Annotated in this window: 19 protein-coding genes and 1 pseudogene; 18 read left to right on the plus strand and 2 right to left on the minus strand. The window is 72.1% G+C overall.

The window, feature by feature from the left end; all coding sequences use genetic code 11:
• The first annotated feature begins 40 nt into the window (after nucleotides 1-40).
• On the plus strand, nucleotides 41-1,522 hold the full coding sequence (locus AB0A94_RS25190) for an MFS transporter (protein ID WP_361747792.1): 1,482 nt from the start codon (nucleotides 41-43) through the stop codon (nucleotides 1,520-1,522).
• Nucleotides 1,523-1,729: 207 nt separating this feature from the next.
• On the plus strand, nucleotides 1,730-2,170 hold the full coding sequence (locus tag AB0A94_RS25195; protein WP_361747794.1) for a DUF5980 family protein: 441 nt from the start codon (nucleotides 1,730-1,732) through the stop codon (nucleotides 2,168-2,170).
• A 191-nt stretch (nucleotides 2,171-2,361) separates the two neighbouring features.
• Here the strand turns inward: AB0A94_RS25195 and AB0A94_RS25200 are convergent, their stop codons facing one another.
• The gene (locus AB0A94_RS25200; RefSeq protein ID WP_361747796.1) at nucleotides 2,362-2,664 is read right to left on the minus strand and encodes a hypothetical protein; all 303 of its coding nucleotides are present in this window, start codon (nucleotides 2,662-2,664) and stop codon (nucleotides 2,362-2,364) included.
• Nucleotides 2,665-2,878: 214 nt separating this feature from the next.
• On the opposite strand from AB0A94_RS25200, the gene AB0A94_RS25205 reads away from it, so the two are divergent.
• The 7 genes from AB0A94_RS25205 to AB0A94_RS25235 all read left to right on the plus strand — a co-directional run bounded on the left by AB0A94_RS25205 (nucleotide 2,879) and on the right by AB0A94_RS25235 (nucleotide 7,052).
• Nucleotides 2,879-3,307 carry an Hsp20/alpha crystallin family protein gene (locus AB0A94_RS25205; RefSeq protein ID WP_361747837.1) on the plus strand — a complete coding sequence of 143 codons (429 nt, stop codon included), beginning with the start codon at nucleotides 2,879-2,881 and terminating at the stop codon, nucleotides 3,305-3,307.
• A gap of 192 nt (nucleotides 3,308-3,499) precedes the next feature.
• Nucleotides 3,500-3,976, plus strand: coding sequence for a DUF2267 domain-containing protein (locus AB0A94_RS25210; protein WP_361747798.1), 477 nt, complete (start codon nucleotides 3,500-3,502; stop codon nucleotides 3,974-3,976).
• 200 nt (nucleotides 3,977-4,176) lie between these two features.
• Nucleotides 4,177-4,551, plus strand: a complete 375-nt coding sequence (locus AB0A94_RS25215; protein WP_361747800.1) for a VOC family protein — start codon at nucleotides 4,177-4,179, stop codon at nucleotides 4,549-4,551.
• 61 nt (nucleotides 4,552-4,612) lie between these two features.
• Nucleotides 4,613-5,197, plus strand: coding sequence for a sugar O-acetyltransferase (locus AB0A94_RS25220; protein ID WP_361747802.1), 585 nt, complete (start codon nucleotides 4,613-4,615; stop codon nucleotides 5,195-5,197).
• Nucleotides 5,198-5,213: 16 nt separating this feature from the next.
• Complete coding sequence (locus AB0A94_RS25225) at nucleotides 5,214-5,759, plus strand: TetR family transcriptional regulator (RefSeq protein ID WP_361747804.1); 546 nt, start codon at nucleotides 5,214-5,216, stop codon at nucleotides 5,757-5,759.
• Between the two features lie 141 nt (nucleotides 5,760-5,900).
• Nucleotides 5,901-6,518, plus strand: a complete 618-nt coding sequence (locus AB0A94_RS25230) for a GNAT family N-acetyltransferase (protein ID WP_361747805.1) — start codon at nucleotides 5,901-5,903, stop codon at nucleotides 6,516-6,518.
• Between the two features lie 75 nt (nucleotides 6,519-6,593).
• A complete protein-coding gene (locus tag AB0A94_RS25235) occupies nucleotides 6,594-7,052 on the plus strand; it encodes a TIGR03618 family F420-dependent PPOX class oxidoreductase (RefSeq protein WP_361747807.1) in 459 nt (152 codons plus the stop codon).
• 46 nt (nucleotides 7,053-7,098) lie between these two features.
• Here the strand turns inward: AB0A94_RS25235 and AB0A94_RS25240 are convergent, their stop codons facing one another.
• Nucleotides 7,099-8,577, minus strand: a complete 1,479-nt coding sequence (locus AB0A94_RS25240) for a hypothetical protein (RefSeq protein WP_361747809.1) — start codon at nucleotides 8,575-8,577, stop codon at nucleotides 7,099-7,101.
• A 129-nt stretch (nucleotides 8,578-8,706) separates the two neighbouring features.
• Here AB0A94_RS25240 and AB0A94_RS25245 point away from each other — a divergent pair, with 129 nt between their 5' ends.
• From AB0A94_RS25245 to AB0A94_RS25285, 9 genes and pseudogenes are all read left to right on the plus strand, one after another.
• Nucleotides 8,707-9,102: a hypothetical protein gene (locus AB0A94_RS25245; protein ID WP_361747811.1), complete on the plus strand. Its 396-nt coding sequence runs from the start codon at nucleotides 8,707-8,709 to the stop codon at nucleotides 9,100-9,102.
• Between the two features lie 33 nt (nucleotides 9,103-9,135).
• Nucleotides 9,136-9,978: an aldo/keto reductase gene (locus AB0A94_RS25250; RefSeq protein ID WP_361747812.1), complete on the plus strand. Its 843-nt coding sequence runs from the start codon at nucleotides 9,136-9,138 to the stop codon at nucleotides 9,976-9,978.
• Between the two features lie 289 nt (nucleotides 9,979-10,267).
• The gene (locus AB0A94_RS25255; RefSeq protein ID WP_361747814.1) at nucleotides 10,268-10,645 is read left to right on the plus strand and encodes a hypothetical protein; all 378 of its coding nucleotides are present in this window, start codon (nucleotides 10,268-10,270) and stop codon (nucleotides 10,643-10,645) included.
• Between the two features lie 445 nt (nucleotides 10,646-11,090).
• Nucleotides 11,091-12,146, plus strand: coding sequence for a peptidoglycan-binding protein (locus AB0A94_RS25260; protein ID WP_361747817.1), 1,056 nt, complete (start codon nucleotides 11,091-11,093; stop codon nucleotides 12,144-12,146).
• A 340-nt stretch (nucleotides 12,147-12,486) separates the two neighbouring features.
• The gene (locus AB0A94_RS25265) at nucleotides 12,487-12,837 is read left to right on the plus strand and encodes a hypothetical protein (protein ID WP_361747819.1); all 351 of its coding nucleotides are present in this window, start codon (nucleotides 12,487-12,489) and stop codon (nucleotides 12,835-12,837) included.
• Nucleotides 12,838-12,984: 147 nt separating this feature from the next.
• Nucleotides 12,985-13,560, plus strand: a complete 576-nt coding sequence (locus tag AB0A94_RS25270) for a L,D-transpeptidase (protein WP_361747821.1) — start codon at nucleotides 12,985-12,987, stop codon at nucleotides 13,558-13,560.
• Between the two features lie 449 nt (nucleotides 13,561-14,009).
• Nucleotides 14,010-16,153, plus strand: a pseudogene (locus AB0A94_RS25275) (RHS repeat-associated core domain-containing protein); the annotation flags it as partial.
• Nucleotides 16,154-16,171: 18 nt separating this feature from the next.
• On the plus strand, nucleotides 16,172-16,300 hold the full coding sequence (locus tag AB0A94_RS25280; RefSeq protein WP_361747823.1) for a hypothetical protein: 129 nt from the start codon (nucleotides 16,172-16,174) through the stop codon (nucleotides 16,298-16,300).
• A 71-nt stretch (nucleotides 16,301-16,371) separates the two neighbouring features.
• Nucleotides 16,372-16,560: a hypothetical protein gene (locus tag AB0A94_RS25285; RefSeq protein ID WP_361747825.1), complete on the plus strand. Its 189-nt coding sequence runs from the start codon at nucleotides 16,372-16,374 to the stop codon at nucleotides 16,558-16,560.
• Nucleotides 16,561-16,879: the final 319 nt, after the last annotated feature.

The following is a 16,879-nucleotide window of genomic DNA, read 5'->3' on the forward strand; positions in this document are numbered from 1 at the left end:
GGGCATCCGACGGGGGTTCGCTTCGCCAGGGAGGGAGCCCATGACCACCGTGCAGTCCGGGACCGGACGTACCGTCACCACCAGTATCCCCGCCCGCCTGGACCGCCTCCCGTGGTCCCGCTGGCACTGGACCGTCGTCATCGGTCTCGGCACCGTGTGGATCCTCGACGGCCTGGAGGTCACGGTCGTCGGCAACATCGCGAGCCGCCTGTCCGAACCGGGCAGCGGACTGCCCATCACCTCCGGCGAGGTCACCGGCATCGCCGCCGCCCTCTACGTCGCCGGAGCCTGCGCGGGCGCCCTCTTCTGGGGCCGCCTGACCGACGTCTGGGGCCGCAAGAAACTCTTCATGATCACCCTCGCGGTCTACCTCGGCGCCACCGCCCTCACCGCGGTCGCCTTCGACACCTGGTGGTTCTTCCTCTTCCGCTTCCTCACCGGCTTCGGCATCGGCGGCGAGTACGCGGCCATCAACTCCGCGGTCGACGAGCTGATCCCGGCGAAGTACCGGGGCCGCGTCGACCTGATGATCAACGGCAGCTTCTGGCTGGGCGCGGTCGGCGGCTCCCTGCTGTCGATCCTCGCCCTGGACACCGACATCTTCCCGGCGGACGTCGGCTGGCGCCTGACCTTCGCCCTCGGCGCCGTCCTCTCCCTGGTCATCCTCCTGGTACGCCGTCACGTCCCGGAGAGCCCGCGTTGGCTGCTGATCCACGGCCGCGACGAGGAGGCGGAACGCATCGTCGGCGACATCGAGCGACGGGTCGAGGCCGAGCGGAACGAGCCGCTGCCCCGAGCGGAGGGCGAACTCACCATCCGCCAGCGTGAGAACGTCACGTTCACCGAGATCGCCCGCACCGTCTTCGCCGAGTACCGCAAGCGCTCGGTCCTCGGCTTCTCCCTCTTCATCGGCCAGGCGTTCCTCTACAACGCCATCACCTTCGGCTTCGGCGCGATCCTGACCACGTTCTTCGACGTCCCGTCCGGCAACACCGGCTACTACTTCGCCGTGATCGCGGCCGGCAACTTCCTGGGCCCGCTGCTGCTCGGCAAGCTCTTCGACACGGTCGGCCGCCGCGTGATGATCTCCGGCACGTACCTGCTCTCGGGCGTCCTGCTGTTCGGCACGGCCTGGCTCTTCGACCGGGGTTCGCTCAGCGCGGCGACCCTCACCGCCTGCTGGTGCGCCGTCCTGTTCTTCGCCTCGGCCGGTGCGAGCAGCGCGTACCTGACGGTCTCCGAGGTCTTCCCCATGGAGACCCGCGCGATGTCCATCGCCTTCTTCTACGCCCTCGGCACCGCCGCGGGCGGCATCAGCGGCCCCCTGCTGTTCGCGAAGCTCACGGAGACGGGTGTGGTCGGCGACACGGTCCTCGCCTTCCAGATCGGCGCCGGCCTGATGTGCGCGGCGGGTCTGGTGGCCGCGTTCCTCGCGGTGAAGGCGGAACGCCGCTCCCTGGAGGACATCGCGGTCCCGCTGTCGGTGGCCGGGGCGAAGGAGAGGGCGGCGGCGGGGAGGTGACCGGGCCGCGGGGGCCGTGGCGGCGGCCCTTGTCGGACATCGGAGGGCGGCATCGGGCCACTGGTCCTTGAAAGCGCAACTACCCCCTTGTCGGGGACTGCCGTGTGGGTGACACTCGCTGACGGCAGCCGGCCCTCCCAGCGGCACGGACCGGCAGGAACGTCGTACCGCCTCACGCACTCCCCTGCCCTCGACCAGGAGGTACCGATGAAAACAAGCCGCCGCGGGGCCGGATTACTCCTCGGCCTGTCCTCGGCCCTGACGCTCTCGCTCCTCGGCGCGTCCCCGGCGTCCGCCTCGACGTCGACATGGACGCTGGAAGCCCAGGGGCAGGAGATATGCGTCCGGGGCGGGTTCTCCTGGACCTACGCCCTGGCCCCGGTGTCCGGAAGCTGGTCGACCAGCATCAGAACCGGCATCCGCAACCTGCCGGGCGACAAATCCACCGACCTGGGCCGCTTCGTCATCCCTCCGGGGACGAACGAACGTGACCCCGTCGACGGCAGCCTGCCCGTCAACGGCTACGTCTTCATGTCCCTGGGACTGGCGCCGCTCGGCGAGTACACCGCCGAGATCTACGCCACCGACGGCGAGCGGACCGAGACCGACCAGCTGAAGATCGTCTACAAGGAGGAGTGCGAGTGGTAGGTCCCGCGACACGATCATGAACCGTGGTGCCCGGACGGCCGGTCCGGGCACCACGGCGTGGTCGCCGGAATCCCCTCGCACGGCCACCCTTCGAGCCGGGCTCCCTTCGAGCCGGGCTCCCTTCGAGCCGGGCTCCCTGCGAGCCGGCCACCCTCTGAGCCGGGCTCCCTGCGAGCCGGCCACCCTCCGTCTCATCCCCGCCGGTCGGCCACCGCCCACGAAGCGAGCGCCACGGCCCCCGCCACCCCGAACACGGCGGGCCAGGCGCCCACCTTCTTCGCCAGCGGGTGCGACCCGGCGAACGCGGCGACGTACGCCACCGACAGCGCCCCCGCCGCCCCGCCCCCGGCCCGCTCCCGCCACTGCTGCGCGGCGGCGGCCCCGGCGGCGGCGAGCACGACGCCGCCCAGCTGCCGCTTCCGCGTCCAGCGGGCCACGCCGTACCCCCCGACGAGTCCACTCGCCGCCACCACGGAACTCGGTACCTTCGCCATGCCTGCTGCCTCCTGCCACCGCGCCGGCCCACCGGGCCGGGGTCGTCCGGACTCCGAGGCTAGCGCTCCGGGATACGGCCCCCGCGCTCAGGACCGCAGCCGGTCGTGTGACACAACCTGAGTCCGAGCTTGTCAACTTTCCTCCACCGAGCTATATAAGAAGGCAAGACCGTAAGGGCATCGCAGATGACACCCACGGAAGGAGATGACCGTGATGCTCATGCGTACCGACCCGTTCCGCGAATTCGACCGACTCGCGCAGCAGGTCTTCGGCGCCACCCCCACCGGCCGTCCCGCGGCGATGCCGATGGACGCCTACCGCTCGGGGGACGACTTCATCGTCCACTTCGACCTCCCCGGCATCGACCCGGAGACGATCGAGCTCGACGTCGAACGCAACGTCCTCAACGTGCGCGCCGAGCGCCGCTCCCCGGCGCCCGAGGGCGCGGAGACCGTGGTCGCCGAGCGACCCACCGGCACCTTCACCCGCCAGCTGTTCCTCGGCGACACCCTGGACACGGAACGCATCGACGCGTCGTACGAGTCCGGCGTCCTGACCCTGCGGATCCCGGTCGCCGAACAGGCCAAGCCGCGCCGCATCCAGATCAGCGGCGGCGACAGCCGCAAGCAGATCGGCGGCTGACCCCCGCGCACCCCGCGCGTCCCGCGCACCCACGCGTCCCGCGCACCCACGCGTCCCGCGGACCCGGACGGTCCGCGGGACGCGCCCCCGCGCGCATCCGGTCCGAAGGACGGCACATGCCCGGGAAGATCCGGGGCACTGGAGAACCGGAGACCGGGGCACTGGAGAACCGGAGAAGGAGAGAAGCACCGGATGACCACGCTGACACCGCAGAAGCCCGCGACCGCGAAGCAGGCCGGAGGCATCCCGGCCCCGGCAGCCGCGCCCCGGAACGACGGCTGGCACCAACTGATCGACGCCGTGCGGGAGTCGGGCCAGTACCCGACACGGTCACAGGCGGAGAACGTCACCCGCGTCGTCCTCTCCGCCCTCGGCGGCCACGTCGTCGGCGACGAGCGCGTCGACCTGGCCCGCGCCCTGCCCGAGGAGGCGGCGAGAGCGGTCGCCTCGCAGATCCCGGTGAACCGCAGACTGACCGCCGCGGAGTTCGTCGACTCGGTGGCCGCCCGCATCGAGGGCGCGACCCCGGCCACGGCCCGCTGGGACGTCAGCTCGGTCCTGAGCGTCCTGCCCGAACTGGTCGGCGACGCCCTGGTCACCCGCGTCCTGGCCCAGCTGCCGCCGGGCTACGCCCTGCTCTTCGGCCGGGCGGAACTGTCCCCGGCGTGACGACCGGACGGCGGCCCCCTCACCCGTGAGAACCGCGCCGACGCGACCTGGCCCCGGACCCGTGTCCGGGGCCAGGTCGCGTCCGGATGCGTCCGGATCCCGTCACCGCCCGCCAAATGGTTCGACGACGATCCTCCCCGCGCGTCATCCTGCGAGCCGGCACCCGCGCCGACCGACCGCCCGCCCCCTCCGGAGGACCGTTGAACCCCACCATCCGCCACATCACCTTCGACTGCACCGGCGACCCCTACGACCTCGCCGTGTTCTGGAGCGCGATGCTGGGCAACCCGCTCGCCGACGACGACAAGCCCGGCGACCCGGAGGCCCTGATCGCGGACCCGGCCGGCGGACCCGGCCTGCTCTTCGTGCGCGTGGCGGAGGGCAAGACCGCCAAGAACCGCCTCCACTTCGACCTCAGGCCCACCGGCCGCACCCGCGCGCAGGAGGTCGCCCGCGCCATCGGGCTCGGCGCCCGCCAACTGGCCGACCACACCCGCCCCGACGGCGGAGGCTGGGTCACCCTGGCCGACCCCGAGGGGAATGAATTCTGCATAGAGCGGGGCGAACTGGACTGAAGTGAACGCGCGGTGAGCGAAACGGGTACGTCCGCGCCCCCGAGAGCGTACGATCGTACGCATGTCGACGGACGACTACTTCGCGAACGATCCGCGCACGAACCTCGAGCGCATGCTCGCGGGCGACCTCTACATCGCCGACGACCCGGAGATCGCCCGCCGCCTGCAGCGTGCGATGCGGCTCGCGGCCCGGTACCAGGCCGCCTACCCCGAGAACCCCGCCGAGGCGAGGCCGATCCTGACCGAGCTCCTCGCCTCGGTGGGCGAGGGCGTCGAGGTGCGCCCCCCGCTGCACGTCGACTACGGCAGCAACATCAGCATCGGCGCCCGCACCTTCGTCAACTACAACCTGACCGCCCTGGACGTCGCCCGGATCACCATCGGCGAGGACTGCCAGATCGGCCCGAACGTCCAGCTCCTCACCCCCACCCACCCCGTGGAGCCGCAGCCCCGCCGCGACAAGCTCGAGGCCGCGCTGCCCATCACCATCGGCGACAACGTCTGGCTCGGCGGCGGAGCGATCATCTGCCCCGGGGTGACCGTCGGCGACAACTCCGTCATCGGCGCCGGCGCGGTGGTCACCAAGGACATCCCCGCGAACGTCGTGGCCGTGGGCAACCCGGCCCGCCCGGTCCGCACCATCTGAACCCCGCTCACGGACCATGGCCACCGGACACACCGACCCCCACCGCCGCGAGCGCATCCTCACGGCGGCGCTCGACCTCATCGCCGAGGAGGGCGTGGCAGGCGTCTCCCACCGCAAGATCGCCGCCCGCGCCCAGGTCCCCCTGGGCTCGATGACGTACCACTTCACCGGCATCGACGACCTCCTGCTCGAGGCGTTCACCGGCTACGCCGACCATGTGGTGGCCCTCTTCGAGCACCACCTCGCCGACGCCACCACCGCCGACGAGGCCCGCGAAGCGGTCACCGGCCTCGTCCACACCCTCTCCGAGGGCACCCGCCGCGACCTGATCCTCACCCAGGAGCTCTACACCCTGGCGGCCCGCCACGAGCCGTACCGAGCCCTGTGCGCCCGCTGGATGCGTCGCAGCCGCACCCTCCTGGAACAGCACTTCCCCCCGCCCACGGCCCGCCAACTGGACGCCCTCATCGAGGGCCTGACCCTCCACCGCGCCCTGGACGACACCCCGTCCGACCGCGCACTGACCCGCGAGGCGGTCGCCCGCATCACCACCGCACCCTGATCCGTGGTGCGGGCCGGTTCCGCTCCAGCACGTTCCGGACGCGGACGACCGCCGACCCCGTCACGCGCGTCCCCGCCCCTGCTGCTCCCTCGCCGTTGCGTGCGAACCCCTGCCCAAGTCGAAGATCATCAGGCATGCAGAATGACCCGTATGCCGATGACGAACATCCCGAAGGCGGCGCAGGCCGACGATGCGCGGGCGGTCAGCCGCACCCTCGCCAGGGCCTTCGACGACGACCCGATGATGCGGTGGTTCTTCCCCGACGACTCCTCTCGCGAGGCCGCGTTGGGCCGTTACTTCACCACACTCTTCACCCGGCAGTACGCCAAGCACGGCGTGTGCGAGCGCACCGAGGGCGCGGCCGCCTTCTGGGTGCCGCCGGAGGGGCAGGCGAAGGCCGTGCCGGACGCGGAGACCGTCCAGGAGCTCCAGGACATCCTCGGCGACCGGGCTCCGCTGTTCCGCGACGCCGTGGAGGCGGCGGCCGGGCACGCGCCGAAGGGATCCCACTGGTACCTGGCGGTGATCGGCGCCGACCCGGCCACCCGGGGTCAGGGACACGGCGCCGCCCTGCTGCGTTCGGGGCTGGCCAAGGCGGACGCCGCGGGCTTGCCGGTCTGCCTGGAGTCCTCCAAGCCGTCCAACCTCCCCTTCTACGAGCACTTCGGCTTCACCGTGCACGAGGAGCTGCGGCTGCCGGGCGGCGGACCGGCGCTCTGGGCGATGCGGCGCGAGCCCAGCCCCCCGGCCGGCGGCTGAGGGCCGTCCGGCGGGCCACCACCGGATGCGCGGCGTCCATGAAATGACCGAACCGCCACGGCTGTTGAACACGTCATGACTCATCGGCCCGCGCCCCGCCCCCTGTCCGACGAAGCCCTCTCCGCCCTGCTCGGCACGCAGCGGTTCGGCACGCTCGCCACCGTCAAGCGCAGCGGCCACCCCCACCTGACGACCATGGTGTACAGCTGGGACCCCGAGGCCCGCATCGCCCGCTTCTCGACCACGGCCGACCGCGTCAAGCTCAAGCACCTACGGCACGACCCGCGTGCGGCGCTGCACGTGCAGGGCGGTGACGTGTGGTCGTTCGCCGTCGCCGAGGGCGAGGCCGAGACCTCCGCCATCACGACGGCTCCCGGTGACGCGGTCGGTCGCGAACTCCTCGACATGATCCCGGAATCCGCGAGGCCCGAGGACGAGACCGCGTTCCTGGAACAACTGGTCGCCGAACGCCGGGTGGTCATCCGGCTGAAGGTGAACCGGCTGTACGGCACCGCGCTCGACATCGAGGGGTAGGCGGGTCCCGCCGGGGCACCGGACAGGGCACTGTCGTCCGACCGGGTCACAGGCCCGCCAGGACCAGGAGCCGGCGCATGTGTCCGGGCGGCAACCCGGGATGGCCGGCGGCGGCGACCGCGACCGGTTCCGACGCGTCGGCCAGCAGGTGCGTCAGGTCGTGGACCGGAAGCCGGGGGTGCGTCGCGATCGCACGGCGCACCGTGGGGTCGGGGTCGGCGGCCAGACGACGGACGAGCTCCACCGGCAGGTCAGGGTCGCGCGGCGCCAGCTCCCGCATCCTCGGGTCGGGATCACCGGCCAGACGCCGCAGGACGTCCACCGGGAGGGGGAAGTCGTCCGCCGGACGCCACCGGGTCTTCTTCACCGGACGGTAGGTGCGCTCGATGCGTTCGGCGGTGGCCGCGTCGATCCGGTCCCGGGCGTGCCGGGCCATGGTCGTACGGACGCTGCTCTCCTCGTCGTCGAGCAGCCGGGCCACGACCGGCGCGGGGAGGGAGTCGGACATCGCGGCCGAGACGCGGAAGCAGGCGTAGGGCGAGTCCACGTACGGCAGGGGATCCGCGGTCACCCACGGCAGGTGCAGTGTCCGCAGCTGCAGCCGCGCCGTCTCGCTCATGATCTGCTGCTCGAGCGCGTCGTCGTCCAGGTCGGCCTGCGGATCGGTGAGCCAGTCCCGCGGGGGCGCCTCGGCCAGGAGCCGTGCGTGGATCGCGGAGCGGGCCGGCCCGGGGGTGTCCCGGCGGGCGAAGACGCGGAGCCTGACCTGCGGGCAGGAGTCCTCGGCGAGGACGTCGCGCAGCGACGGCGGGAGGTCGGGATGCCCGGCGAGCTCCTCCCGCACCGCCTGGTCCGGGTCACCGGCCAGCCGGCGGGCGGTGTCGGCGTCGAGCGCGCAGTGGCGCACCGCCCCGGCGCGTGTGACCGGGTCGGCCAGCAGCGCCGGGAGCAGGTCGGCCGGCGGGACGGGATGGGGGAGCCGCGCGTAGTAGGTCGCGCAGGCGTGTGCCCGCACCGTGTCCTCGGGGTCCGTCAGCAGGGTCCGGCGCACCGCTTCCGGCGCCCGCGTCCACCACCGGGCGAGTGTCGCCCGGATCTCCGGATCCGGGTCGGTCGCCAGCCGGGCCCGCAGGTCCTCCGGCATCCGGTCGCTCTCCGCCAGCCGCTTCCGCACCTGCGGCTCGCTGTCGCCGAGCAGCCGCTCGAACAGCTCGCGCGGTGCGCCGCCGTCCGCGCCGACCACCACGGCCGTCCGTATCGAGGGATCCGGATGTTCGGCGAGCGTCATCCGGAAGGCGTGCGGCAGGCCGCGGTTGAGCGCGAGGGAATGGGTGAGCCAGTGGTCGTCGAGGGCGATGATCTCGGCGATCATGTCGGCGGTCAGGTCCGCACGCCTGGCCACGTGGCCGAAGCCCTTGCGGTGGCCGAAGAGACGGCGCACGAGCTCGGGCGGCAGCGCGGGGTTCTCCGCGAGTCCCTCCACCACCTCGTGGAGGTGAACGATCGGCGGCACGGCGTCCGACACGCAAGCGGCCCTTCCGACTCTTCCGACTCTTCAGACTCGTCGAGCTGACCGCCGCGGTCCCCCACGCGGTTGCCCCCGTACGCCCGATCAGGTTAACGCTCTCCTGTGGCCCGACGGGGAACGAGCGACGTGTCCGCCGCCTGGTGGTGGACGGAACCGTCCGGCACCGGACGGTCCGTCAGCGGGCGGGACCCGACCACCCCGACTTGCCGGGTGGCCCTCTCCCTCTTCCCGGAGGCGCCGGCGCAGGGCGCGCGACGCCGGCTGTCCTTGGTCTTCGCCCCGGGCCCGGACAGGGCCGTTTCGAACGCGTACTTCGAGGCGGGCACGGTCGTGCGCCTCCCCGACCGCGCCCGGCTCGACCTCTACGAGCCGGGTACGGTCCGGCGCCTGCTCGACGCCGCGGCGCCCGTGCCGGACGTCTCGCCGTCGGTGCGGGACCTCGACGTGGACGGCCGGCCCTGCTTCACCGAAGTCGTGGACCGGCCGGCGAACGAGCCCACCGCTCGCACGTCGCGCTGCTAGCGTCCCCCTCGGGCGAGGGGGAGAAGACACCACATGACACCGACGACGTTTCCCATCGGCGGGGATCTCCACGTACGGCGGCTGGGCTTCGGGGCCATGCACCTGCCCACGGAACCGGGTCCGGCCCGCGAGACCTCCCTCGCGGTCGCCCGGCGGGCCGTCGAACTGGGCGTCACCCTGATCGACACCGCGTACCTGTACGGCGGGGGAGCCAACGAGGAACTCCTGGCCGAGGCCCTGCACCCCTACCCCGAGGGCCTGTTGGTCACCACCAAGGTCGGCGTCGCCCGGACGGGCCCCGGCGGCGAGTGGAAGCTCGACGGCCGCCCGACCGTCCTGCGCGACCAGGTCGAACAGGCCCTGCGCCGACTGCGCGTCGAACGGATCGAACTGCTCCAGCTGCACCGCGTCGACCCCGACACACCGCTCGCCGACCAGGTGGGCACCCTGCGGGACCTGCGGACCGAGGGCAGGATCGGCAGGATCGGCCTGTCCGAGGTCACCACCGCCCAGCTCGACGAGGCACGCCGGATCACCGACATCGCGAGCGTCCAGAACCGCTACAACCTGCTCGACCGCGAGCACGAGCCCGTCCTCGCCGCCTGCGAGGCGGCGGGCATCGCGTTCCTGCCGTGGCGCACCGTCGCCTGGGGCGACTCGGGAGCGAGCCCGGAGGTCACCGCGGTCGCGGCCGAACTCGACGCCACCCCCACCCAGGTCGCCCTCGCCTGGCTCCTCGCCCGCTCACCGGTCGTCCTCCCGATCCCCGGCACCGCCCGCGTCGACCACCTGGAGGAGAACCTCGCCGCGGACCGCCTCGACCTGCTCCCGGAACACCGCGAGCGCCTCGACCGGCTGTCCGGGGCGGTGACGTAGGGCTCCTCCGGGTCTGCGGAAGGCGATGACGATCCGAGGGGCAGGGCAGGGCAGGGCAGGGCGGGGCATGGCCCGTGCCGGGAGTCCGGCCTGTGCCCCGACCGGACCACGCGCCCGGCCGACGGAGGCGGATCGAGGCGGACCCCGGTGCTCGTGCCGGCCGGCGGAACCGCGTCGAACCGGCTTCGAACCGGCTTCGAACCGGCCAGGAGAGGCCGGAAAGCAACACTTGACCTTTCAACATGTTCGTTGTGAGCATGCGGGTGACGTCCTGAGATCGGAGTCCTTCATGCGTGTGAAGTCCCTCGTCCTCGCGGCGATACCCGCGGCTTTCCTCGGTGTCATGGCAGCCGCGCCCAGCGCGTCGGCGTGGTCTCCCGGGAACTGCCAGACGGGTACGTTCTGCGTCTGGCCCGAGTTCTGGTACGGCGACACGGACATGCCGCCGTCGCTGGTGACCGGCGGTGAATGGTCGGGCAGCGCTCTCGGCCACATCTTCTACAACAGGACGTCCCAGGACGTCACGATGACGTACGTCATCGCCGGACACGAGGAGCAGGGGCCCCAGACGGCGTGCGTCTCCAGCAACCACGGCAGCTACTTCACGATGCCCATGTACGTCACGGACATCGCCTGGCGTGAGGACGACGGCAGCCCCTGCTGGTGACCGCCCCGAGGACGCGGAGGCGTTCCGGGACGGCCGGTTCGCCTTCAGCCGGGTGACGTCCGGCTGAAGGCGAACCGGCCGTACGGAACGGCGCTCGACATCGAGGGCCGGGCCCGGCCGGCCGTCCTTCCTGTGGGTGAGCGACGTGTGCCGCATCGGCGCTCGTCCGGGTGAACGCGTGCTTCCCGCGCCGGTGTTCGGCGCGGTTCCCCCGTAGGGGCCGTGGGCAGCCCTGTCGCGGTGCCGCGGAACGTCCGGTGGTCACGCGGAGGCGCGGACGGCCCGCGGCGGAGGTGCCGGACCCTCCGCCCGGCGTCACTACGCTCTGCGCTGCTGTGGGCCGATGCGCCGCGCTTACCGCCATGCACGCGATCGACCTGCTGTTATGCAGCGATGCAGGCGGTGTGGACGCCCGGCCGTTCCGCGAGACGACGGGGAGGGACACATGGCGCACGAGCCGGAGGGCCAGGACCGGGGGCAACGACCGGGGGAGCGGCTGGCGCGGCTGCTGCGACGCTGGTGGGAGGAGGCCGGGAGCGCGTCCGGCGGCACCCGGCCCACACAGCAGGCACTGGCCTCGCGCCTGGGCATCGACCAGACGACGCTCTCGCGCTACCTCAACCCGAAGCACGCCTCGACCGCTCCGCCGAGGGTGGTGGAGGCGCTGCACGCCCACCTGCGCGCCCCGGCGGCGGAGCTGGAACGGGCACGGGAGCTGTGCCGGGCGGTGCTGGAGGAGAACCGCGGCCAAGTGGCCGCCGTCAACGGCCCGGAGCCCGCCGGCGCGGCCGAAGCGGCCGAAGCAGCCGATGCCGCGGGCGGCACGGGCGGGCCCGGCGCCTCGGAACGGCCGGGGCGGTCCCGGCTTCGATCCCGGTCCTGGTGGGCGCGGCCGACACTGGTGGCCGCGGTGGTGGTGCTGGCCTTCGCCGCCGGGGCGGTCGTGCGTGACCAGTACGCCCCCCGTCCCCGGTCCGCGGCCGACGGTGTGGCGGCCGGCTCCGTTCCGGCGAGCGGCGCGCCACTGGAGTGGCCGCTGCTGATGCAGCGGAAGGAGGACCAGTTCACCCGCGGCCGCGCCCTGCAGCACCTGCTGAGGGCGCACGGCTACGAGGTGAAGGCGGACGGGTTCTTCGGCGCCGAGACCCGGGACGCCGTCATGGACTTCCAGCGCAGGAACAACCTGCCGTCCGACGGCAAGGTGGGCAAGGACACCTGGCCCGAACTGGTGGTCCCCCTCGGGCGCGGAGCCGACGGGCACGCGGTCTTGGCCCTCCAGGAGCTCCTGCACAACGCGGGCCAGGGCGGCACGGAGGTCTCGGGGGAGTTCACCGCGGCGACCGCCGAGGACCTGAGGTTCTTCCAGAGCAGCCACGGCCTGCGGCCGAACGGCGGGGCGGACGTCGACACCTGGCTGGCCCTGCTGGTGCACCAGCGCCCGCCGGCCGGCGCCCCCGCCTACCAGAGGTCCACGAGCCCGCTGCCCTCCACGCCGGCGTGAGCGGACCGTCCCGGCCGCCCGCGTGAGACGCCCGCACGGGGGGCGGACGGCCCGCATGCACGCCGCCCGCCCCCGTGCCGCATGATGCGCGACTCTCTTCCCCAGCAGGCATAACCACAGGTCAGACCCCCTTCCCTCAGGCTGCACCGAGCCTGCATGGATGCGCCTGTGCAGACCCCCGGAAATGTCTTCCCGCACCCCGCTCCCGCGGTCAGTCTGGATGCAGTGCCCGGTGCTCCCCGGCCGATCCACCCCGCCCTCGTCGGCGGACGACGTGCCCGGGGCGTGACGCCGGTGCGCTTCCCGACCACTCTCCATCCGAATCCGAAGGAGTACCTCCATGTCCGCTGTCCGCAAGTCCGTCATGTCCGCGCTGTCGACGATCGTCCTCGCCGGTGGGCTGGCCGTCGGCACCGCCGGCACGGCGAGCGCCGCCGCCTGCCCGTCCACGGCGTCCCCGAAGATCGACGGCGCGATCGCCAGCTGGTCCCTGAGCTGCTCGGGCGGCTCCGTGCGGGTGTCCGGCTGGCTCGAGGACACCCGTATGGACGGCAAGTGCGCCCTGGTCCGCATCGTCGGCGGCAACGGCGAGTACCACACGAAGCAGGCCTGCGGCTCCGGGGTCCGCGAGCAGTTCGACTTCACCTTCGCCGGGACGAACGAGGCCCAGGTGCGCCTGGCCATCGCCTGAACCCCGTTCCGGGGCGGGCCGTGACACCCGCCCCGGAACGTCCGAGGTGCGCACCCGCCCGACGGGGAGTCCGGGCGGGTGCGCACCCCCTGCCGGTACGACCGGCGGAGCCGACCGCGAGGAAAGAACGAGGAACGGGGCAGCCACGTGAACGCGGACAAGGGTTCCCTGCGCGACCTCATCACGGCGTGGGCGGTGATGACCGCCCTGACCCTCACCCCGGCCGTCCTCACGGGCGACCCCGCCGGAGCCGAGTCCGGAGCGCCGGCGCCGACGACCACCCTGGTCCTCGACAAGAACCCGGACGACCCCACCGACTCGACGCTCTCGGTCCACCGGGACGGGAAGCTCCGGGCCGCCTACCGGGCCGGATCGGGTCTCGGCGGCCAGGACGACTGCGCCCGCGCCCAGGGCTGGATCCCGGACGGCGACTGGCGGATCCGGTCCAGGACCCGCACCTACGACGGCGACCTCATCAAGGGGCACGCCGTCCACCTCCAGGACATGACGTGCTCCCGGGGCACCGTGACGCGCACGGAGATCTTCATCCACTCCGAGACGAACCGCGACGGCAGCGAGGGCACGTCCGAGGCCCGGCGCTGGGACGGCCCGGGCGACTACGCGTCCAACGGCTGCGTGAAGCTGAACCCGACGGACATCGAGGCGATGTTCCGCCTCCTCGACCGCATCGGCTGGCCGGCCCACCTGCGCGTGGTGCCCTGACCCGGCGGGGAGCCGCGGGCCGGCCCGGGCGAGTGACGGAAGCGGGCGCTCTGCCTGCGGCAGGGCTCCGGTGCGGCCACGACCGCGAGGAGCACCGCTTCGTCGAGCAGCCGGCCTTCGCCGACACGGACGCGGTCCTCACCAAGCTGCGCGCACTCCACCCCCCGGCACCGTCGACGGCCACCTTCCCGCCCGGGTCCGCCCCCTGTCCTGCCGACCGGCACCGCCGCAACGCCCCGACGACGCGCCCCGGTGCGGGAGGGCCGCCGAAAGCCCGTCGACCCACGGCCCGGACCGGGGCATCCGCTCGGAGGTGCCGTCCCCGGCCGGAAGACCGCAGGCACTGACCTGGGGCTTCATGACGAAAGTACAGCTCAACGGCTTTCGGTCAAGGTATCCCTCACGACCGGTGGCAGAACCGTTCGTTCTGCCCGTTCGGTGTGGTGGTTGAGGGGCTGAACCACACGCGCAAGCGGACGTTCGACGCCAACCACAACATCGACACCGCCGAGGACGCCATGGGCGTGGGCGGCGGCGCGGGAAACGTCACCACCTACGGCTGGGACTCCCGCAACAACCCCACCTCGGCCGCGCTGCCCACCGGCGCGACCGCGACGCTGACCGGGTATCAGACGATCGCCGGCGCGGACCTGCCCGGATCGTTCACCAGCGCCGACGGGGAGAAGACCGACTACACCTACGACACCGCGGGCAACACCAAGTCCGTCGCCGTCACCGGCACCGGCGGTGGCAAGCAGACCTTCGACCGCAACCCGGCCACCCCGACCTGTGACGGTTTCGAGGGCCAGGTCTGCAAGGTCACCACGACCATGTCGGCCACCAAGTCGGTGTCCACGTCGTTCGACTACGACGCCAAGGGCAACCTGTCCAAGGTCGACCCGCCCGCCCCGCTGGGCGACACCACCTACACCTACGACGCGCTCGGCCGCCCGGAGACGGTCACCGACGGCCGCGGCATCAAGACCGTCTACACGTACGACAACCGTGACCGCGTCGTCCTGGTCTCCTCCCCCGGCGCCACGGTGCGCTACCACTACGACGGCGACGGCAACCTGCGCCAGCGCGACGACGGCACCGGCGTGACCAAGTACGAGTTCGACCCGCTGTCCAGGGAGACCGTCCGCACGCTGCAGAACGGCTCGCAGACCAAGCTCACCTACACCCCGGCCGGCAACGTCGACACCTACGAGGACCCGGCCGGCGTCACGGACTACACCTGGAACGAGGTCAACAAGCTCACCGGGCTGAAGGACCCCACCGGCAGGACCACGACGTACGAGTACAACGCCAACGACTTCCGCACCACGACCACCTACCCCGGCGGCACCGTCCAGGAGGTCACCCCGGACAGGTCCAGCCGCCCGGAGAAGATCAAGGCGACGTCGCCCAAGGGCACCCTGGTCGACCTCACCTACTCGTACGCGAACGCGGGCACGGACGGCGCCAAGATCCGCACCGGCACCGACGCGGTCACCGGCCTGAAGACCACCTACACCTACGACGGCGCCGGCCGCTTCTCCTACGCCAAGGAGGAGAAGGGCACCACGTTGAACTCCTCCTGGCAGTACTGCTACGACCAGGCCGGCAACCTCACCTCCCAGGGCGTGGAGCAGGGGTGCCCGCGCGGCACCACCTACACCGTCAACGACGCCCAGCAGATCACCGCCAAGAACGGCAGCAGCACCGACTGGTCCTACGACACGGCCGGCAACGAGACCGCCGGAGCCTCCACACCCGAAGGCACCCGCACCGGTGAAACCTGGTCCGACCACAGCCAGATGACGTCGATCACGGTCGGCGGCAGGACCTACGTCGGCCAGTACGGCTCGACCGACCAGAGCGAGCGCATCAAGCTGGGCGACACCTTCTTCCACAACGGCCCGCTCGGCCTGTCCGCCAGGACGACCGCCGGCGTGGACATGGGATTCAACCGGGAACCCGGGGCACGTTGAATTCCATGACGACCGGGGGAAAGTCGTCCTACTACCTCACCGACGCGATCGGCTCCGTCGTCGCGCTCGCCGATGAGACCGGCACCAAGGTCAACACCTACGCCTACAGCCCCCGCGGCGTCGGGCGGAGCACCACCACCACCGAGAAGATCCCCCAGCCGTACCGGTTCGCCGGCGGCTACCAGGACCCGACCGGCCTGTACCACTTCTCCGCCCGCTACTACGACCCGAACATCGGCCGCTTCACCAGCCCCGACCCCTCCGGCCAGGAGGAGAACCCCTACCTCTACGCCGAAGGCGACCCCGTCAACCGCATCGACCCCCACGGCCTGCTCTCGTTCGACATCGGTGGCGAAGCCTGCTTCTGGATCTGCGGTGGTGCCGGTGTGAGCGTCAACGAGGACGGCAGCCTCCACTCCTACGTCAGTGCCGGCGTCGGCACCCCCGGCGGCAGCGTCGACGCGAGTCTCGCGTCGGGATCAGCCGACCAGGGGTGGACCGGTGAGGTGGCTTGCGGTTTCGGACCGGTCGAAGCGTCCGTGGCCACCGACGGCAGTGAGGGCGTGGGCACGGGCGGCAGCACCGGCAAGTGCTCGGGTACCGCCAAGTACACCTTCTGACCTGTTGGGAGACCATGCATGCTCGCTCTGATCCACGTCGCCAATGACCGACCCGACGGGCCCTCGTGGTCTCCCTACCTGGCCATCGGCTTGTTCGTCGCAGCCATGATCTTCGTCGGCGTCATGTACGCCAAGCGGCGCCGCTGACCGGCCGAACACACGGGTGGAGGCCTCTCCGACGGAGAGGCCTCCACCGCTGACAGTGAGGAGATGCCGGTATGACCATGGTCGTGGGTGTTCTCATCGCCTCGTTCGGGCTGGCCCTGGCTCTCGTGGGCCCGCGCGTGGCGAACACGCTCAGCGGACGGTCCAGCGGTCGGTTCGAGGCGTCCAACACGCTCGCCTTCCGTCTGATCGGGACGGCCCTGGTGGTCCTGGGACTGCTCTACGCCACGGTGGGCGGATGAAAGCGGGACGCACGGACCCCCTGGACCCACGTGCAGGGTGAAGACGAACGACCGGCAGCACGATGTCCGGCCCGTCCAGCTTGTCGCCCGGCCCCGGCCCACCGCGAGCGCCTGTCCGGGAAAGCCCTCGTCGACCTCGGCACGGTGCCCGGGCGGAGCAGCCGCTTCGACGCGGCCGCTGCCGGCATCGCCCGGAACCGAGGAGGGGATTCCCGTCGGGGGACGGCTTCCAGGAGGCGGCCGGCCGCCTCCTGGAAGCCCGGGACGGCCAGGTCGTCGAGGGCGGCCACCACGTCAACCAGGCCGCGTTCACCGAGCA

This window comes from Streptomyces sp. NPDC044984 (genome assembly GCF_040646935.1).
Classification (GTDB): domain Bacteria; phylum Actinomycetota; class Actinomycetes; order Streptomycetales; family Streptomycetaceae; genus Streptomyces.